The sequence below is a fragment of the Celeribacter sp. SCSIO 80838 genome (assembly GCF_056498065.1).
In genome coordinates this window covers 169,170-184,196 of sequence record NZ_JAZKMA010000002.1, presented here as the reverse complement: position 1 = coordinate 184,196, position 15,027 = coordinate 169,170, and the positions used below count along the sequence as shown (strand labels likewise).

Annotated in this window: 14 protein-coding genes and 1 pseudogene; 12 read left to right on the top strand and 3 right to left on the bottom strand. The window is 60.7% G+C overall.

All coding sequences use genetic code 11. The features are described from left to right. Window position 1: 1 nt before the first annotated feature. Window positions 2–1,009: an inositol 2-dehydrogenase gene (gene iolG, locus V1475_RS19525; protein ID WP_479414152.1), complete on the bottom strand. Its 1,008-nt coding sequence runs from the start codon at window positions 1,007–1,009 to the stop codon at window positions 2–4. Window positions 1,010–1,114: 105 nt separating this feature from the next. Here iolG and iolD point away from each other — a divergent pair, with 105 nt between their 5' ends. The 8 genes and pseudogenes from iolD to V1475_RS19485 all read left to right on the top strand — a co-directional run bounded on the left by iolD (window position 1,115) and on the right by V1475_RS19485 (window position 8,780). After that, window positions 1,115–2,977, top strand: a complete 1,863-nt coding sequence (gene iolD, locus V1475_RS19520) for a 3D-(3,5/4)-trihydroxycyclohexane-1,2-dione acylhydrolase (decyclizing) (protein WP_479414151.1) — start codon at window positions 1,115–1,117, stop codon at window positions 2,975–2,977. A 3-nt stretch (window positions 2,978–2,980) separates the two neighbouring features. Beyond that, window positions 2,981–3,892 carry a myo-inosose-2 dehydratase gene (gene iolE / locus V1475_RS19515; RefSeq protein ID WP_479414150.1) on the top strand — a complete coding sequence of 304 codons (912 nt, stop codon included), beginning with the start codon at window positions 2,981–2,983 and terminating at the stop codon, window positions 3,890–3,892. Further along, entirely contained in the window at window positions 3,889–4,701 is an 813-nt protein-coding gene (locus tag V1475_RS19510) for an SDR family oxidoreductase (protein WP_479414149.1), read from the top strand. The genes iolE and V1475_RS19510 overlap by 4 nt, the downstream gene beginning before the upstream one ends. 4 nt (window positions 4,702–4,705) lie before the next feature. Further along, a complete protein-coding gene (locus V1475_RS19505; RefSeq protein ID WP_479414148.1) occupies window positions 4,706–5,767 on the top strand; it encodes a sugar phosphate isomerase/epimerase family protein in 1,062 nt (353 codons plus the stop codon). 29 nt (window positions 5,768–5,796) lie between these two features. Next, complete coding sequence (locus V1475_RS19500) at window positions 5,797–6,930, top strand: Gfo/Idh/MocA family protein (RefSeq protein ID WP_479414179.1); 1,134 nt, start codon at window positions 5,797–5,799, stop codon at window positions 6,928–6,930. 88 nt (window positions 6,931–7,018) lie between these two features. Then, window positions 7,019–7,204, top strand: coding sequence for a DUF3329 domain-containing protein (locus V1475_RS19495; protein WP_479414147.1), 186 nt, complete (start codon window positions 7,019–7,021; stop codon window positions 7,202–7,204). Window positions 7,205–7,278: 74 nt separating this feature from the next. Continuing rightward, window positions 7,279–7,820 (top strand): annotated as a pseudogene (locus V1475_RS19490) (IS5 family transposase); the annotation flags it as partial. Between the two features lie 156 nt (window positions 7,821–7,976). After that, window positions 7,977–8,780: a HipA domain-containing protein gene (locus tag V1475_RS19485; protein ID WP_479414146.1), complete on the top strand. Its 804-nt coding sequence runs from the start codon at window positions 7,977–7,979 to the stop codon at window positions 8,778–8,780. Window positions 8,781–8,817: 37 nt separating this feature from the next. Here V1475_RS19485 and V1475_RS19480 read toward each other — a convergent pair whose 3' ends face one another. Then, window positions 8,818–9,723, bottom strand: a complete 906-nt coding sequence (locus V1475_RS19480) for a LysR family transcriptional regulator (RefSeq protein WP_479414145.1) — start codon at window positions 9,721–9,723, stop codon at window positions 8,818–8,820. Between the two features lie 139 nt (window positions 9,724–9,862). Between V1475_RS19480 and V1475_RS19475 the strand changes: the two genes are divergently transcribed. The 3 genes from V1475_RS19475 (at window position 9,863) to V1475_RS19465 (ending at window position 12,681) form a co-directional block, all read left to right on the top strand. Next, entirely contained in the window at window positions 9,863–11,041 is a 1,179-nt protein-coding gene (locus V1475_RS19475; RefSeq protein ID WP_479414144.1) for a cytochrome P450, read from the top strand. 12 nt (window positions 11,042–11,053) lie between these two features. Beyond that, a complete protein-coding gene (locus V1475_RS19470) occupies window positions 11,054–12,232 on the top strand; it encodes an NAD(P)/FAD-dependent oxidoreductase (protein ID WP_479414143.1) in 1,179 nt (392 codons plus the stop codon). A 125-nt stretch (window positions 12,233–12,357) separates the two neighbouring features. Beyond that, the gene (locus V1475_RS19465; protein WP_479414142.1) at window positions 12,358–12,681 is read left to right on the top strand and encodes a 2Fe-2S iron-sulfur cluster-binding protein; all 324 of its coding nucleotides are present in this window, start codon (window positions 12,358–12,360) and stop codon (window positions 12,679–12,681) included. Between the two features lie 5 nt (window positions 12,682–12,686). On the opposite strand, the gene V1475_RS19460 is transcribed toward V1475_RS19465, so the two are convergent. Then, the gene (locus V1475_RS19460; RefSeq protein ID WP_479414141.1) at window positions 12,687–13,187 is read right to left on the bottom strand and encodes a MarR family winged helix-turn-helix transcriptional regulator; all 501 of its coding nucleotides are present in this window, start codon (window positions 13,185–13,187) and stop codon (window positions 12,687–12,689) included. A gap of 94 nt (window positions 13,188–13,281) precedes the next feature. Here V1475_RS19460 and V1475_RS19455 point away from each other — a divergent pair, with 94 nt between their 5' ends. Then, window positions 13,282–14,964 (top strand): dihydroxyacetone kinase family protein, encoded by a 1,683-nt coding sequence (locus tag V1475_RS19455; protein WP_479414140.1) that lies wholly within the window; start codon window positions 13,282–13,284, stop codon window positions 14,962–14,964. The last annotated feature ends 63 nt before the right edge of the window (window positions 14,965–15,027 follow it).

Here is a 15,027-nt window from a genome sequence, read left to right as displayed (position 1 = left end):
CTTAACCCAATTCGCTTGTGTGAACCGTACGGCCTTCGGCCACGGAGAGGACGGCGGCTTCGGCCAGCAAGAGAGCCTGACGCCCGTCCTCGAAACCGACCTCCGGGCGCTGGCCGTTTTCAACCGCATCGACAAAGGCGTCGATTTCTGCGGCAAAGGCCGCGTCATAGCGGTCGATGAAGAAATTCTGCAACGCCGCGCCCTGGCCGGTGTAATCGGCGGCAGAGAGCTGCATGTTGTTGAGACGGCAATTGTCGGACAGGGCCATGCCCGCGTCCCCAAACGCCTCGACCCGTTGGTCATAGCCGTAGACGGCGCGGCGCGAATTGGTGATCACCGCCTGTTTCCCGCTGGCGGTTTTCAACGTGACGGTGATGGTGTCGTAATCGTCATATTTCGCCATCATCTCCGGCGCGACAAAGCGGGACCCCATGGCCGTGACTTCGGTAATGTCCTCGTCCAGCACGAACCGTGCCATGTCGAAATCATGGATCGTCATGTCGCGAAAGATGCCGCCCGACTCCGCGATATAGCTTTCGGGGGCCAGATCGGGATCACGCGAGGTGATCGCGACCTGATGCAGCGTGCCGATGCGCCCCGCCCGCACCGCATCGCGCAGGGCGCGGTGTCCGGCATCGAAACGTCGCACGAATCCCAGCATGATCGGCACATCCGTGCCTGCGATGGCCTTCGCACAGGCCTCGACGCGGGCTAGCGAGAGGTCGATGGGTTTCTCGCACAGGATTGGTTTTCGGGCCGCGACGGCCTGTTCGATGAAATCGGAATGAGTGGGTGTTGAGGTCGCGATCAACACGGCATCGACCGCATCAGACGCAAAAACCGCCTCGGCGCTGTCAAAGCGGATCGCACCGAGTTTTTCGGCAAGCTCTGCAGCGGCTGGCTCAAAGACGTCATAGACACCCGCAAGCTCTGCGCGCGGGTGCCGAGCGATGTTTTCGGCGTGCATTCGACCAATGCGACCGCAGCCGAGAACGGCAATTTTTAGCATGATTGTTCCTCCCTTGGATTTGTTGCAATAATCGTTGCAAAATATTTTTAATGTCAATATGCATTTCGCAGCGACTTTCAAAACACATCCGCAGGAGGAGGCGAGATGACCCAGAAAACCGTCAGCTTGACCATGGCGCAGGCCGTCGTGCGTTATCTATGCAATCAGTTCACCGAAGTTGACGGAGCGCGTGTTCCGCTGTTCGCGGGCGTCTTTGGCATCTTCGGCCACGGCAATGTCACATGCTTTGCCGAAGCGCTGGAACGCGTGCAGGATCAATTGCCGACCTGGCGCGGGCAAAACGAACAATCCATGGCGCTGGCGGCGATCGGCTATGCCAAAGCAAAGCAGCGCCGTCAGCTTATGATCGCAACGAGTTCGGTCGGCCCGGGGGCCACGAATATGATCACCGCCGCGGGTGTGGCCCATGCCAACCGCCTGCCGGTTCTGATCATTTCGGGGGATACCTATACCAACCGTCTTCCCGATCCGGTCTTGCAGCAGGTCGAACATTACGGCGACCCGACCATCACCGTGAATGACGGGTTCAAGCCGGTGTCGCGTTATTGGGACCGCATCACCCACCCGGCGCAGATCATCCAATCTCTGCCGCAAGCGCTTGCAACCATGTTGGACCCGGCGGATTGCGGCCCGGCCTTTATCGGTCTGCCGCAAGACATTCAGGAAATTGCCTACGACTATCCCGAGGCGTTCTTTACCGAGCGCACCTGGACCATCCCGCGCCCGCGCCCGTCCCTCGATCAACTCGACGCGGCTGTCGCACTTTTGAAAACCGCGACAGCTCCTCTGATCATTGCGGGCGGTGGCGTGCGGTATTCAGGGGCCAATGAGGCGCTGATGAACTTTGCGACGGAGCGGGGCATTCCGGTGGCGGAAACCATCGCGGGCAAGGGCACGACGGTGCACGGCCATCCGTCTTTCGTCGGCACGCTCGGGATCGAGGGCACGGATGCGGCCATGAAACTGGCCGAGACCGCCGATGTGGTGATTGCGGTCGGCACGCGTCTTGGGGATTTCGCGACCGGCTCCTGGACCACCTTCGCGCAGGACACGAAATTCATCAACATCAACGCGGCGCGATACGATGCGGGCAAGCATATGTCCCTGCCGGTTGTCGGCGATGCGCTGGCGGTGCTGGGCGATCTCGACGCGGCCATGGGGGATTGGCAGGCGCCGCCCGCGCGGATGCAGCAGGCACAGGCGCTCTATGCAGAGTGGAACGAGATGCTCGATGCGCTTCAGACTCCGACGAACGCAGAGGTGCCGACCTATTCTCAGGTGATCGGGATCGTAAACGAGGTCGCCGGAGACACGGATACCGTCGTGACGGCGGCCGGGGGATTGCCGGGGGAAACCGTGAAGAACTGGCGGACCAAAGGCGTGAATACCTTCGATTGCGAATTTGGGTTTTCCTGCATGGGCTATGAAATCGCAGGCGCATGGGGCACGGCCATGGCGATACAGGACATCGGCGGCACGCCGATCGTTCTGGTGGGCGACGGCTCTTATATGATGATGAACTCGGACATCTATTCCTCTGTTCTGTCCGGCCACAAGATGATTGTCGTGGTCTGTGACAATGGCGGCTTCGGGGTGATCAACCGCTTGCAAACCAATATGGGCGGGGCGGGTTTCAACAACCTGCTCAAAGACAGCCGCGTGTTGAACAAGAACAACCCGCTGCATGTCGATTTCGTCAAACATGCCGAATCCATGGGGGCGCTCGCGCGTCATTGCGAGGGGATCGCCGATCTCAAACCCGCGCTGGAATGGGCGAAATCGAACGACCGGACGACGATCATCAGCATCGCCTCGGATGCCCATGCCTGGACCCCCGGAGGACCGGGCTGGTACGTCGGCGCGCCCGAAGTCTCGCCGCGCGAGACCGTCATGGAGAAACGCGCGGAACAAGAAGCATTCCGAAAGACGCAACGGCGGGGAGTTTAAGACATGTTGAAAGCCAAACTGGGCATCGCGCCGATTGCGTGGTGGAATGACGATCTTGAAGAATTGTCGGACGATGTAAGCCTCGAAGAATGCCTGCGGCAGGCGTCGGTGGCGGGGTTCACCGGCATGGAAACCGGACGTCGCTTTCCGATGAACATGGCCGAACTCGGTCCCGTTCTGGCACGGTACGGCATGTCTGTGTGTGGCGGGTGGTTCTCGGGGCTGCTGCTGGATGGCGATATCGAGGTCGAAAAGGACCGTATCGCCGAACAACTTGAGTTTTTCAAAGCTGCAGGAGCGCCCTGTATCGTCTATGGCGAAACCGCGCGCTCGATTCAGGGGGTTAAATCGGCCCCTCTGGCGACCAAGCCGAAACTCGACGCGGCCGAGATCGAGAGCTATGGGCGCAAAATCTCGGATTTTGCCGAGTGGTGCGCCAGGGAAGGCATGCCGCTCAGCTATCACCATCACATGGCGGCCGCGATTGAAACGGAAGAGGAGCTCGACCACTTTATGGCACAGTCCTCCGTGCCGCTTCTGTTCGATGCGGGCCACATGGCATTTGCCGGTGGGGATGTGCTGCGCGTCATCGAAAACCATCACGCCCGGATCAGCCACGTTCACACCAAGGATGTGCGTCTGGATGTGATCGGTGCGCTCGACCGCAGCAGAGAAAGCTTTCTCGATGCGGTGGTGAAAGGCGCGTTCACCGTTCCCGGTGACGGCAACCTCGATTTCGAGGCGATCGTGAAAGCCCTTGCGGGTCATGGTTACGAAGGGTGGTTCGTTGTCGAAGCGGAACAGGACCCGAAAGTGTCTCCGCCGCTTGAAATGGCCCAAAAGGGCCACCGGGAACTGCTGCGCGTCATGGCGGCGGCAGGGTATGACGTTGTGACTTCGGAGGATCTCGCATGAACAGTCTCAAAGGTAAAATCGCCATCATCACAGGCGGCACGCAGGGCCTTGGCGCGGCGGTTGCCCGCTGTTTTGCCGAGGCCGGGGCCGCCGGTCTCCTGATCGTCGGGCGCGGTCTGGACAAAGGTCAGGCCGTCGCCGCCGCCATCACCAAAGACACCGGTGTGCCGGTGGAGATGCATGCCGCGGATCTCGCGGATGCTGACGCCGTGCGCGGGGTCGTTCCGGCCACGGTGGCCCGTTTCGGGCGCGTCGATTGTGTGGTGAACGCCGCCGGTCTGACGGATCGCGGCAATATCCTCAATGCCTCGACCGAGCTGTTCGACAGAATGATGGCGGTCAACACCCGTGCGCCGTTCATCCTGATTCAGGATGCGGCCAAGGTGATGATCCGCGAGGGGATCGAGGGGCGCATCGTCAATATCGGCTCGATGTCTGGCCTGACCGGGCAACCCTTCCTGTGTCCCTATGCCGTTTCCAAAGGCGCTTTGGCGACATTGACACGCAACGCGAGCTTTGCCCTGATGCGCAACCGGATTCACGTCAACCAACTCGATATCGGCTGGATGAATTCGGATCACGAACGCGCGCTGGTGCTGTCGGAAACGGGCGATCCCGATTTCATCGACCGGGCGGCGGCGGCCAAACCTTTTGGCCGCATTCTCGACCCGAAAGAAGTGGCGCGTGCCGTGCTGTGGATGGCCTCTGAGGATGCCGGCATGATGACGGGCGCGGTCATCCCCTTCGATCAGTCCGTTTACGGCGGCTATGACGATGCGCCTGTGCCCGGCGCAGCGCTGGAGGCGTAAGGCGATGCAAACACTCAAAGGACCCGCGGTCTTTCTGGCGCAATTCGCCGCCGACGATGCGCCTTATGACAGCTTGCCCAGTCTCGCGACATGGGCCGCTGCCAAGGGATTCAAGGGGGTCCAGATCCCGACTTGGGACACCCGTTTGATCGATATGAAACTGGCGGCAGAGAGCGAGACCTATGTCGATGAGATCAAAGGCATCCTGTCGGACAGCGGCCTGATCCTGACCGAACTCGCCTCGCATATCACCGGCCAACTCATCGCCGTACACCCCGCGCACGATCAGATCATGGACAGTTTTGCGCCGGAGCATGTACGCGGCAACCCTGCGGCGCGGCGCGCCTGGGCGGAGGAGCAACTGCGCTTTGCCGCCCGCGCATCGCAGCGCTTTGGGATCATCACGCACACCACCTTCAGCGGGTCTTTGGCCTGGCCCTATCTCTATCCCTATCCGCAATGGCCCGAGGGGCTTGTGGACGAGGCCTTTACCGAGCTTGCCGCGCGCTGGACGCCGATCCTGAACGATTTCGATGCGCATGGGCTGGATGCCTGTTTCGAAATTCACCCTGTCGAAGACATTCACGACGGTCACAGCTGGGAGTATTTTCTCGACAAGCTCGGTGGACACCCGCGAGCCAATATCATGTACGACCCGAGCCATTTCGTGCTTCAGGCGCTCGATTATCTGGCCTTCATCGACCACTATCACGACCGTATCAAAGCCTTCCACGTCAAGGACGCCGAATTCCGCCCCGATGGCAAATCGGGTGCCTATGGCGGGTTCATGCCATGGTCGAAACGCGCAGGCCGGTTCCGCTCGCCCGGTGACGGTCAGGTCGATTTCGGTGCGATCTTTACCAAACTGTCGACCTATGGGTTCGAAGGCTGGGCGACGCTGGAATGGGAATGTTTCATCAAGAACCCCGAAGACGGCGCGCGCGAGGGCGCGCAGTTCATTGCAGATCACATCATCCGCGTGTCCGACCGCGCGTTCGATGATTTCGTAAAATCCGGCGCAGATCGCGCCGCGAACCGGGCCATGCTCGGATTGGAGGACCTATGAGTGACTATCAGACCCCGTTGCGCCTCGGGATGGTTGGCGGCGGGCAAGGGGCCTATATCGGCAATATTCATCGCCTTGCCGCACGGCTGGACGGGGCGTGGCATCTTGTGGCTGGCGCGTTTGATGTCGACCCCGACAAGGGGCGCGCCTTTGCCTTGAGCCAGGGCATCGACCCGGCGCGCAGTTACGGCAGCTATGAGGAGTTGATCGCGGGCGAAAAGGACCGTTCGGATCGGGTCGATGCCGTTGCCATTTGTACGCCGAACTTTACCCATTATCCGATTGCCAAAGCCTTGATCGAGGCAGGTTTCGACGTGATTTGCGAGAAACCTCTGACGGCGACGCTCGAAGACGCAATCGCTCTTGAGGCGCTGGCGCGTGAAAGCGGGCGCTTTGTCGGCGTCACCTATACCTATTCGGGCTATCCGATGGTGCATGAAGCGCGGGTGCGGATCGCGGCGGGCGAGATTGGTAAAATCCGCACAGTACAGGTGGAATATCCGCTGGAATGGATGGCTGCCCCCATCGAACAGCAGGGCAACGCGCAAGCCGCGTGGCGCACCGATCCGAAAAAAAACGGGCGGGGAGGCTCCATCGGCGATATCGGCACCCATGCCTACCATCTCGCGGGCTTTGTGACGGGGCTGAAACTCGCCTCCCTGACGGCCGATCTGGCCACCTTTGTCGAAGGTCGCGCTCTGGACGACAACGCTCATGTGATGATGCGCTACGAAGGCGGCGCCCGTGGCTTGCTCTGGTCTTCACAGGTCGCGCTCGGCAATTCCAACGGCGTGAGGTTGCGGGTGTTCGGCGAGACCGGGTCGTTCCAGTGGTATCAGGAACAGCCGAACGAATTGGTTTACGCGCCTCTCGACGGACGTGTTCAGACCATCAAACGCGGCTCTGACGAGGTCAGCGAGGACGCCCGTCTGCGCTCGCGCACGCCGCCGGGCCATCCGGAGGGCTATCTCGAAGCCTTTGCGAACCTGTATGCGGGCTTTGCCGAAGCGATCCGTGCCCGTCGGGACGGGCGCGCGCCCGGTGCATTGGGGCAGAACCTGCCTCTGACCTATGACGGGCTGAAAGGCGTTGCCTTTGTCGAGGCGGTCGTCGACAGTGCCGAGGCCAAGGAACCGGTCTGGCTGACCCCCGTTGCGGTCTGACGAAAGACTATGAAAACACGCTCTGGCGTCATCATCGCGCCGGGGCGTTGAACCCCAGACATCCCGACAGACATCCATGAGGCCACAGATGTTCGACTTTGACCACCCGCTCTACCGACCACTCTGGGTGCGGGCGCTGTTGGTGCTCGTCATCCTCGGCTGGGGCGGGTTTGAATTGCTCACCGGCAGTCCGGGCTGGGCGATGATGTTCCTGTCGCTCGGCGTTTTTTTAATTTGGGCGCTGCTCATACGCTTTCAAAAAAAGGATAACTAGGCTCAGGCCCCATTAATCGTCTTGCGCTGATCTTGGTCTCGAGATTCACGCTTTCCGAGAGAAGGGGCAGCACGATGAGCAATCTTTTTTGGCTGACGGACGAGCAGATGGCGCGACTTAGGCCATTCTTTCCGAAGAGCCATGGCAAGCCGCGTGTCGATGACCGGCGCGTGCTGAGTGGCATAATCTTCATCAATCGCAATGGCTTTCGCTGGTGTGATGTCCCCAAGGAATACGGACCGTCCAAGACTCTCTACACCCGTTGGAAGCGGTGGAGCGAGATGGGTGTATTTGTCAGGATCTTCGCGGGGCTGGCGTCCGAAGTGGAGAAGCCAACCACGATCATGATCGACGCGACTGACCTAAAAGCCCATCGCACGGCCTCAAGCCTGCGGTCAAAAAAGGGGGGCGCGGCAGGCTAATCGGTCGCACCAAGGGGGGCATGAATACCAAACTCCATGCCGTGACCGACACCAGCGGACGCCCGATCAGGTTTTTCATGTCAGCCGGTCAGGTCAGTGATGACACGGGCGCGGCGGCTCTCCTGGACGGCCTGCCGACGGCGGATTGGTTGCTCGCCGATCGTGGCTACGACGCTGATTGGGTCCGCAACGCCACCGTGCTGTTCTGGTTATGAGGCCTGAGACTAGGCTGATCCTCAAGACGCCCTCAAGCGGCCTTTCGAAGATCTCAAGCGTCGGCCATTTCTCGTCTGTGAAGACGGCGTGCGTGTGTCGTTGGCGGGGGGCAGGAGAAAACCGCACTGGCGGTGTTGGACCCGGAAGGCCAGCCCGTTCTCAGGCTACTGCGAGATGGTGATTGTCTGGCCGTCCCGATCGATGGTGCGCCGTCCACAATGATTATCAAACCGGACAATCCGAACTTGTCCGGCATCACGGAAAATGAGGTCTATTGCCTGTCGCTCGCTGAGGCTGTGGGAATCGACGCCGTTAAGGTGAGGCTGCTGACCACCAAAGCGCGGAACGCCATCTGTGTTCTGCGGTATGATCGCACTTTGACACGTCAAGGCGCAATTGTCCGGCGGCATCAGGAGGATTGCGCACAGGCCAATAGCCTGCCGCCGGGACGAAAATATGAACGCGGGTCTTTGCCGGGCCTGAGCATGGCGCAGCTTTTGCAACCGCGCTTCCGTATCTCACCAACAATGGCCGATCCGCTCGTGGATCAGGTCATTTTTAACATCCTTGTCGCCAATACGGATGTGCATGCGCAGAACTACAGTTTGTTCCTGCCGTTTGGCGGGCGGTCCTCATCGGCGCCGCTCTACGATGTCTCGACTGTTTTGCTGTGGAGCGACCATCACTCGGTCGTCCGCGTTATTCAGTCCTATGCACAAAAGCTCGCTGGTAAGGTGCGCAAACCGGGTGATTTGGCGCAACGTCATTGGGATGCAATCGCGCAAGAGGGCGGTCTGCGTAAGTTCGTTCTGGCTGCGCGTGTAAAGGATATGGTTGATCGGATGGTCGCAAAGAGGGTCGATACCGTCGTCAAAGTGAGTGCGATGCCGGGTGCCGAGCGCGGCTATGTGGAACAGGCCGCCGAGTTGGCGGAGTAGAACGCGCTGCGTATTCTCGGGCGGCTCACAGAGTAACTCACCCTGTTTGGCGGATGGTCTCGACGATTTTGCCGCGAACCCATTTGTGCATGTCTGAATCATGTGTGCGCGCAGTCCAAACCATCTGGATCGCGATGGGAGATGTCACCGGACAGGGCGTCACATAGAGACCTTCCCCGAGTTGACGTGACAACCTTTCCGGCACAGTGGCGACGAGTTCTGTTCCGGCAATAAGATTTTGAATCCCCGCAGGACTTGGCGTGCGAATGGCAATGGAGAGGGCGTGCCCCTCGTCTTCGAGGAATTGCATGTAGCGCGATTTCCAGCGTCCGCCGTAGGTGATGTAGACGTGCTCAAGGGCGAGGTACTGCGCGAGCGTGAGGTTCCCCTGCGCGGCTGGATGGGTCCGATCCAGAACGCAGACATAGGGGTCCTCAAAGAGCGTGCGGGTGTAGAAGGCTGCGCCAAGCTGCATGAACGGCCCGATCAGAACATCCGCCTCCATCCGCAAGAGCTTGTCATGCCCGATATAGGAGGCGTCGATGATTTCGATTTTCATCTGCGGGGCTTCGGCTCGGATCGCGTGGGCGAGATGGGGAATGATCAAGGCCCGTTCGTAATAGTTGCATGCGATCGAAATCGTTTCGCGGCTGTTTTCCGGGTCGAACCCGCGTTCCGTCGTCAAGTGGGCAAAGCGCACCAAAAGCTCCTGAGCCTCCGTGACCACCTCTTCGCAGCGCGCCGTGGCGATCAGTTTGCGCGCCTCCCGCACGAAAAGCGGATCATCGAACACGCCTCTGAGCTTGTCGATGGTATAGCTGACAACCGATTGATTCATATTGAGATCTTCGGCGGCACGGGTGAAAGACCCGAAGCGGTAGACACGGACCAACACCTCGAGGGCGCGGAAATCCGTGGCGAGACTGTCGATTGTTTTAGGCACCTGTGCTGTCTTTCATTGGCGCGGGTTCATCTGTTCCAAGATCTATTTTTCAGATGCCATATATCTAATCCATCGTATTGATGGATGAAAGTGCGTTCGTTTAACTGGGCCCACTACAGCTTTGGGAGGAGACCTGTAGATGCTCGATTTGCCCATCAATGAGGCGGTCACATTGGCCGACCTCACACGTGACCCATATCCGATTTACAAACGGATGCGCGCCGAGACGCCTGTCGTGCGCATGGCGCAGACCAACAGGATTCTCGTGACCCGCGCCGAACACACGAAATGGATCAAGGAAACGCCGGAGATTTTTAGTTCCGACGATCCGACCACGCCGATGAAACCGGCCTTTCAGGCGCATACATTGATGCGGAAAGACGGGGCCGAGCACCGCGCCGAACGCATGGCGATGCAGCCCGCCTTTTCGCCGAAAGTGATCCGCACCGACTGGGCCGATCTCTACACCCGTCTGGCCGAGGACTATGTCTCGCGCCTGCCGCGTGGCGAAACCGTCGATCTGTTCCGCGACCTTTGCGGCCCCATCGCAGCGCGCATCCTTGCGCATATGCTTGGGCTCGATGAGGCGAGTGACGAGGACATGCAGCGCTGGTCCCAGACCCTGATCGATGGCGCCGGAAACTTCGGCTATGACCCGAAGCTCTTCGAGCTGTCAGATGCGGCAAATGCTGAGATGAACGCGCTGTTTGACAGCCTGATCCCGCGCCATCGCGCCGAGTCGAACAATTCGGCCTTTTCCACCATGCTCAACGCCAGAAATCCGATCCCAATGAGTCAGGTCTACGCCAACCTCAAGATCGCCATCGGTGGTGGCATCAATGAGCCGCGCGATGCGCTGGCGACGATTGTCTACGGGCTTTTGACCAATCCTGACCAATTCGAAGAGGTCAAACGCCAAGCCCTCTGGGAAGATGCTTTCGAGGAAGGGGTGCGCTGGGTCGCGCCGATTCAGGTCTCCGGGCGCCGCACCACACAGGAGGTGCAGATCGGCGATGTTCTCGTCGGACCCGGTGAGGCTGTGATGACGATCCAGGCGTCGGCCAACCGCGACGAGGCGATCTATGGCGAGGATAGCGAACTGTTCAACGTCTTCCGCGACAAGCATCCGCATCAGGCCTTTGGCAGCGGTCCGCACCATTGCGCGGGCGCTCAGGTCGCGCGTCGGACCCTGGGGCAGATCATGCTGCCGCTGCTGTTCGACCGCTTTCCCAACATGACGCTCGACGATCCGGAAAAGGTGATCTGGAGCGGCTTCGGCTTTCGCGGGCCGCTCAACCTGCCGGTGACATTGAACTGAGGCCGTAAGACGATGGACCAGATGCAAAAAACCGATCAGATCGTGATCGTTGGCGCAGGCCAGGGCGGGCTACAGGCCGCCACCTCCTTGCGCCAGGAGGGCTATGAGGGGCGTATCGTCCTGATCGGAGAGGAAATCGCCGCGCCGTATCAGCGCCCGCCGTTATCCAAAGCCTATCTCAAGAACGGCGACGTGAGTCGTCTCGCGCTGCGGCCCGATAGCTTTTACGAGGCGAACGGGATTGAGCTGCATCTTGGACTGCGGGTCGAGGCGATTGACCGAGCCGCACAGCGAGTCCGCGCCGGATCACAGGATATTCCCTATGATCATCTCATTCTCGCCACCGGCACCCGCAACATGCGCCCGCCGATCCCCGGCTTGACCGGCGCGCGGGATTTGCGGACCTTGTCCGATGCGCTGGCGCTGCGCGAGGCCCTGCCGAAAGCGGAACGGGTCGGCGTGATCGGCGGTGGCTTCATCGGCCTCGAATTCGCGGCCGTGGCGCGTGAACTTGGCTATGAGGTGACGGTTGCCGAGGCGGGCCCCCGCCTGATGGGACGTGCGGTGTCGCCTGTGATGTCCGACCGTTTTGCCGCAAAACATCGCGAGATGGGTGTCGAGGTCCTCTTGGCCGATCCGGTGAGCGCGGGGACGGAAAGCGGCTTTGCTCTGGCCAGTGGTCGTGAGGTCGAGGCGGATTTCATCCTGCTGGCCGCCGGTGTGGTGCCGAATGCGGAACTGGCATCCGAGGCGGGGTTGCCGGTGCAAAACGGGATCGTGGTTGATCGCCGCCTTGTGACGGCGGACCCCGCGATTTCCGCGCTTGGCGACTGCGCGTCTTTCCCCGACCCAAACAGCGGCCAACACGTGCGGCTCGAAAGCGTTCAGGCGGCAACGGACCACGCGCGGCTGATCGCGAAACGGATCGCAAAGGGGGATGACAGCCCCTATCACGCGGTCCCGTGGTTTTGGTCCGATCAGGCCGATTGGAAGCTTCAGATCGCCGGCCTGGCCGCGCCGACGGACGCCTGCGAGGCTCTGCCGGATGGCACCGTCCTGCGTCTGGACGGGGACCATGTGACGGCGGTTGAAACCGTGAATGCTGCAAAAACCCATATGAAAGCACGCAAGCTGATGGGGCAGGGCGAACGTCTTCGCTGCGAGGATTTCCTGTCGCTGGCAACCCGGTAGATCCCGCTTTATCCGTCGGTTGGGTGGCTGCACGACCCGAAACGGCTGGACAGGAGCCGTCATCCATCTGGAAAGTTGCAAATTAAACAAGTTGATATATAAATCAAGAAACGGAGGAGTTAAAGATGGTCAAACTCATCTTTGAAAACGCACAAGGATCGCAACGCACCGTCGAGGCGCGGGAAGGTGACAACATCATGTTCACAGCGGTGAGCAACGGGATTGCGGAAGTGGTCGGGGAATGTGGCGGCGCCGCGATGTGCGCGACTTGCCATGTCTACCTCTCGCCGGAGTTGGCCGAGATTGCCGAGCCGAAACAAGAGATCGAAACGGAGATGCTCGATTGCGCCGCCGCCGAGGTGACGGATTTCAGCCGCCTGGGGTGTCAGGTTCAGATCACCGCCGAAATGGAAGGTATGGTCATCCACCTGCCCGAAAGTCAGGTGTAACCGGATCAGCGCCGCGCAGGCTCGTGTAGCAGGCTCTGGTCGAGTTGTTCGACTTTCGGAAGATTGTCGGCCAGCCGCTGCAAGAGCGCAAACAGCATCTCCCGGTCTTTATCGTCAAACCCGTCGAGGAGGGCGGCTTCGCGGTGATAGGCAATCTCGATGATCTCGTCATGGACCTTCGCGCCTTCGTCGGTCAGCCACAAAAGGCGCTTACCCATCACGAGGCGCGCGACGGCCAGACCTTCTTCTTCGAGCTTGCGGGTCGAACGGCTGACAACGGATTTGTTCATCGAGACCATCTCGGAGACACGCAAGGCCTGAATGCCGGGTTCGTTCCGAAGCGCGGAGAGAATACGCCACTCGTTGAGACCGAGATCGAAGAGCGAGAGATAGAGCTGAGACGCACCCCACGAGAGTCGGTTATTGATGAGGGACAGGAAATAGGGCGCATAGGTTTCGGCGCGAACCGAAAGATTGCGTTCGGTGACAATGGTCGGTTCGGACATATGGGTGCTCCTCGGTGGTGCCCAATGGATAACGAAGGCGGAGTTTAATTGCAAACTGCACAAGGCAGGGCGCAGTGGGGAGACATGGGAGGAAATGATGAAGAAACTGATCAATGACGTACCGTCCGTGGTGCCGCAGGCTCTCGAAGGGCTGGTGAAGACCTCGACGGGACTGCGACTGATCGAAAGCACGACCACCGTGGTGCGGGCCGATGTCGAGGCCGTGATTGCGGCGGGGAAAGTGGCGCTGATTTCCGGCGGCGGCTCCGGTCACGAACCGGCGCATGCGGGCTACGTCGGCCCCGGCCTTTTGACGGCAGCGGTCGCCGGAGATGTCTTCGCCTCGCCCTCGACCGACGCGGTTTTGACCGCGATCCGGGCGGTGGCCGGACCGGGTGGCGTATTGTTGATCGTCAAGAATTACACGGGTGATCGGCTCAATTTCGGTCTGGCCGCCGAGATCGCGCGCAGTGAGGGGATCGAGACCGATCTGATCATCGTGGACGATGACAGCGCCCTCGGCTCTGCGGAAGAAACGGCGGGGCGCCGTGGCATTGCCGGCACGGTTCTGATCCACAAGATCGCAGGCGCTGCGGCGGAAGAGGGGTTGTCTCTCGCGGATGTCAAAGCCCGCGCCGAGGCCGCCGTGGCTGTGACCGGCTCGATGGGCGTTGCGCTCACTCCATGCATCGTGCCTGCAGCCGGAACGCCGAATTTTGAACTGGGTGCAGGTGAGATCGAGCTGGGGCTCGGCATTCACGGCGAGGCGGGGTTAGAACGCACAGCCCTCTTGCCAGCGCGCGAACTGGCCCATGCGCTGGTCGAGAAAATCGTCACGGATCGCGGGTTCAAGCCCGGCGACCGGGTTGCGCTTTTGGTCAACAATCTGGGGGCGACGCCGCCGATGGAAGTGTCGATCATGGCGGGCGATGCGCTTGAAACCTGCGCCGATAAAGGCCTTGTGGTCGAGCGGGTTTGGGCGGGCACATTCCTGACGGCCATCGACATGGCCGGCGTGTCGCTCTCTCTCATGAAACTCGACGATGACCGGCTCGTGGCGCTCGATGCCCCTGCAGCGTCTCCCGCCTGGACTTTGCCCGGACATCCTGCCGAACCCGCAACGGTGAGCGGACCTGCAAAGCCGGTCGTGTCCCCCGCAAAGATGCAGGGCGATGTCACGGCGGTTGCTGTTGTCATGGCGGCCTGTCTCGCAATTGTCGGATCGGAACCGGAGCTGACGCGCATGGACCAGATCGTCGGCGATGGCGATATTGGCCGGTCTCTGGCGGGCGGGGCCACCGCCTTGATGGAGGCGCAATCCGAGCTTGAAACCTTGTCGGGCGCCGCCCTTTGGCAACGGATCGGAGACATCGTGCGCGCCTCGACGGGCGGCACATCCGGCCCGCTCTACGCCATTCTCGCCATGGGTGCGGCCAATGCGATCAAGGGCAAAGAGAATGTGCCGCTGGAGATGATCGTCGAAGGGTTTTCCGCCGGTGTGGCGGCGCTCTGTGCCTTGGGTGGCGCAGCACCGGGTGATCGCACAATGGTCGATGCGCTCGTGCCCGCACGCGATGCGATGCGCACAGCAAAAGATGCGAAAGAGGCCCTCGGACGTGCGGCAGAGGCGGCGGAGGCAGGCGCGGCAGCGACAGCGGATATGCACCCGCGCAGAGGCCGGTCGAGCTATGTCGGCGCACGTGTTCTGGGGCATCGCGATCCGGGGGCGCAGGCTGTTGCGATCTGGCTGTCCGCCGCCGCGACAGCGCTGCGGTGAGACGGGTCATTTTACGAGAAATCAGTTGAAGGATAAATCAGTTGCACTTTAAACTGATTATGG

Bases quoted from the DNA above. Each gene is read 5' to 3' on its own strand.
- iolG (WP_479414152.1), bottom strand. From the start codon at position 1,009: ATGCTAAAAATTGCCGTTCTCGGCTGCGGTCGCATTGGTCGAATGCAC.
- iolD (WP_479414151.1), top strand. From the start codon at position 1,115: ATGACCCAGAAAACCGTCAGCTTGACCATGGCGCAGGCCGTCGTGCGT.
- iolE (WP_479414150.1), top strand. From the start codon at position 2,981: ATGTTGAAAGCCAAACTGGGCATCGCGCCGATTGCGTGGTGGAATGAC.
- V1475_RS19510 (WP_479414149.1), top strand. From the start codon at position 3,889: ATGAACAGTCTCAAAGGTAAAATCGCCATCATCACAGGCGGCACGCAG.
- V1475_RS19505 (WP_479414148.1), top strand. From the start codon at position 4,706: ATGCAAACACTCAAAGGACCCGCGGTCTTTCTGGCGCAATTCGCCGCC.
- V1475_RS19500 (WP_479414179.1), top strand. From the start codon at position 5,797: ATGGTTGGCGGCGGGCAAGGGGCCTATATCGGCAATATTCATCGCCTT.
- V1475_RS19495 (WP_479414147.1), top strand. From the start codon at position 7,019: ATGTTCGACTTTGACCACCCGCTCTACCGACCACTCTGGGTGCGGGCG.
- V1475_RS19475 (WP_479414144.1), top strand. From the start codon at position 9,863: ATGCTCGATTTGCCCATCAATGAGGCGGTCACATTGGCCGACCTCACA.
- V1475_RS19470 (WP_479414143.1), top strand. From the start codon at position 11,054: ATGGACCAGATGCAAAAAACCGATCAGATCGTGATCGTTGGCGCAGGC.
- V1475_RS19465 (WP_479414142.1), top strand. From the start codon at position 12,358: ATGGTCAAACTCATCTTTGAAAACGCACAAGGATCGCAACGCACCGTC.
- V1475_RS19460 (WP_479414141.1), bottom strand. From the start codon at position 13,187: ATGTCCGAACCGACCATTGTCACCGAACGCAATCTTTCGGTTCGCGCC.
- V1475_RS19455 (WP_479414140.1), top strand. From the start codon at position 13,282: ATGATGAAGAAACTGATCAATGACGTACCGTCCGTGGTGCCGCAGGCT.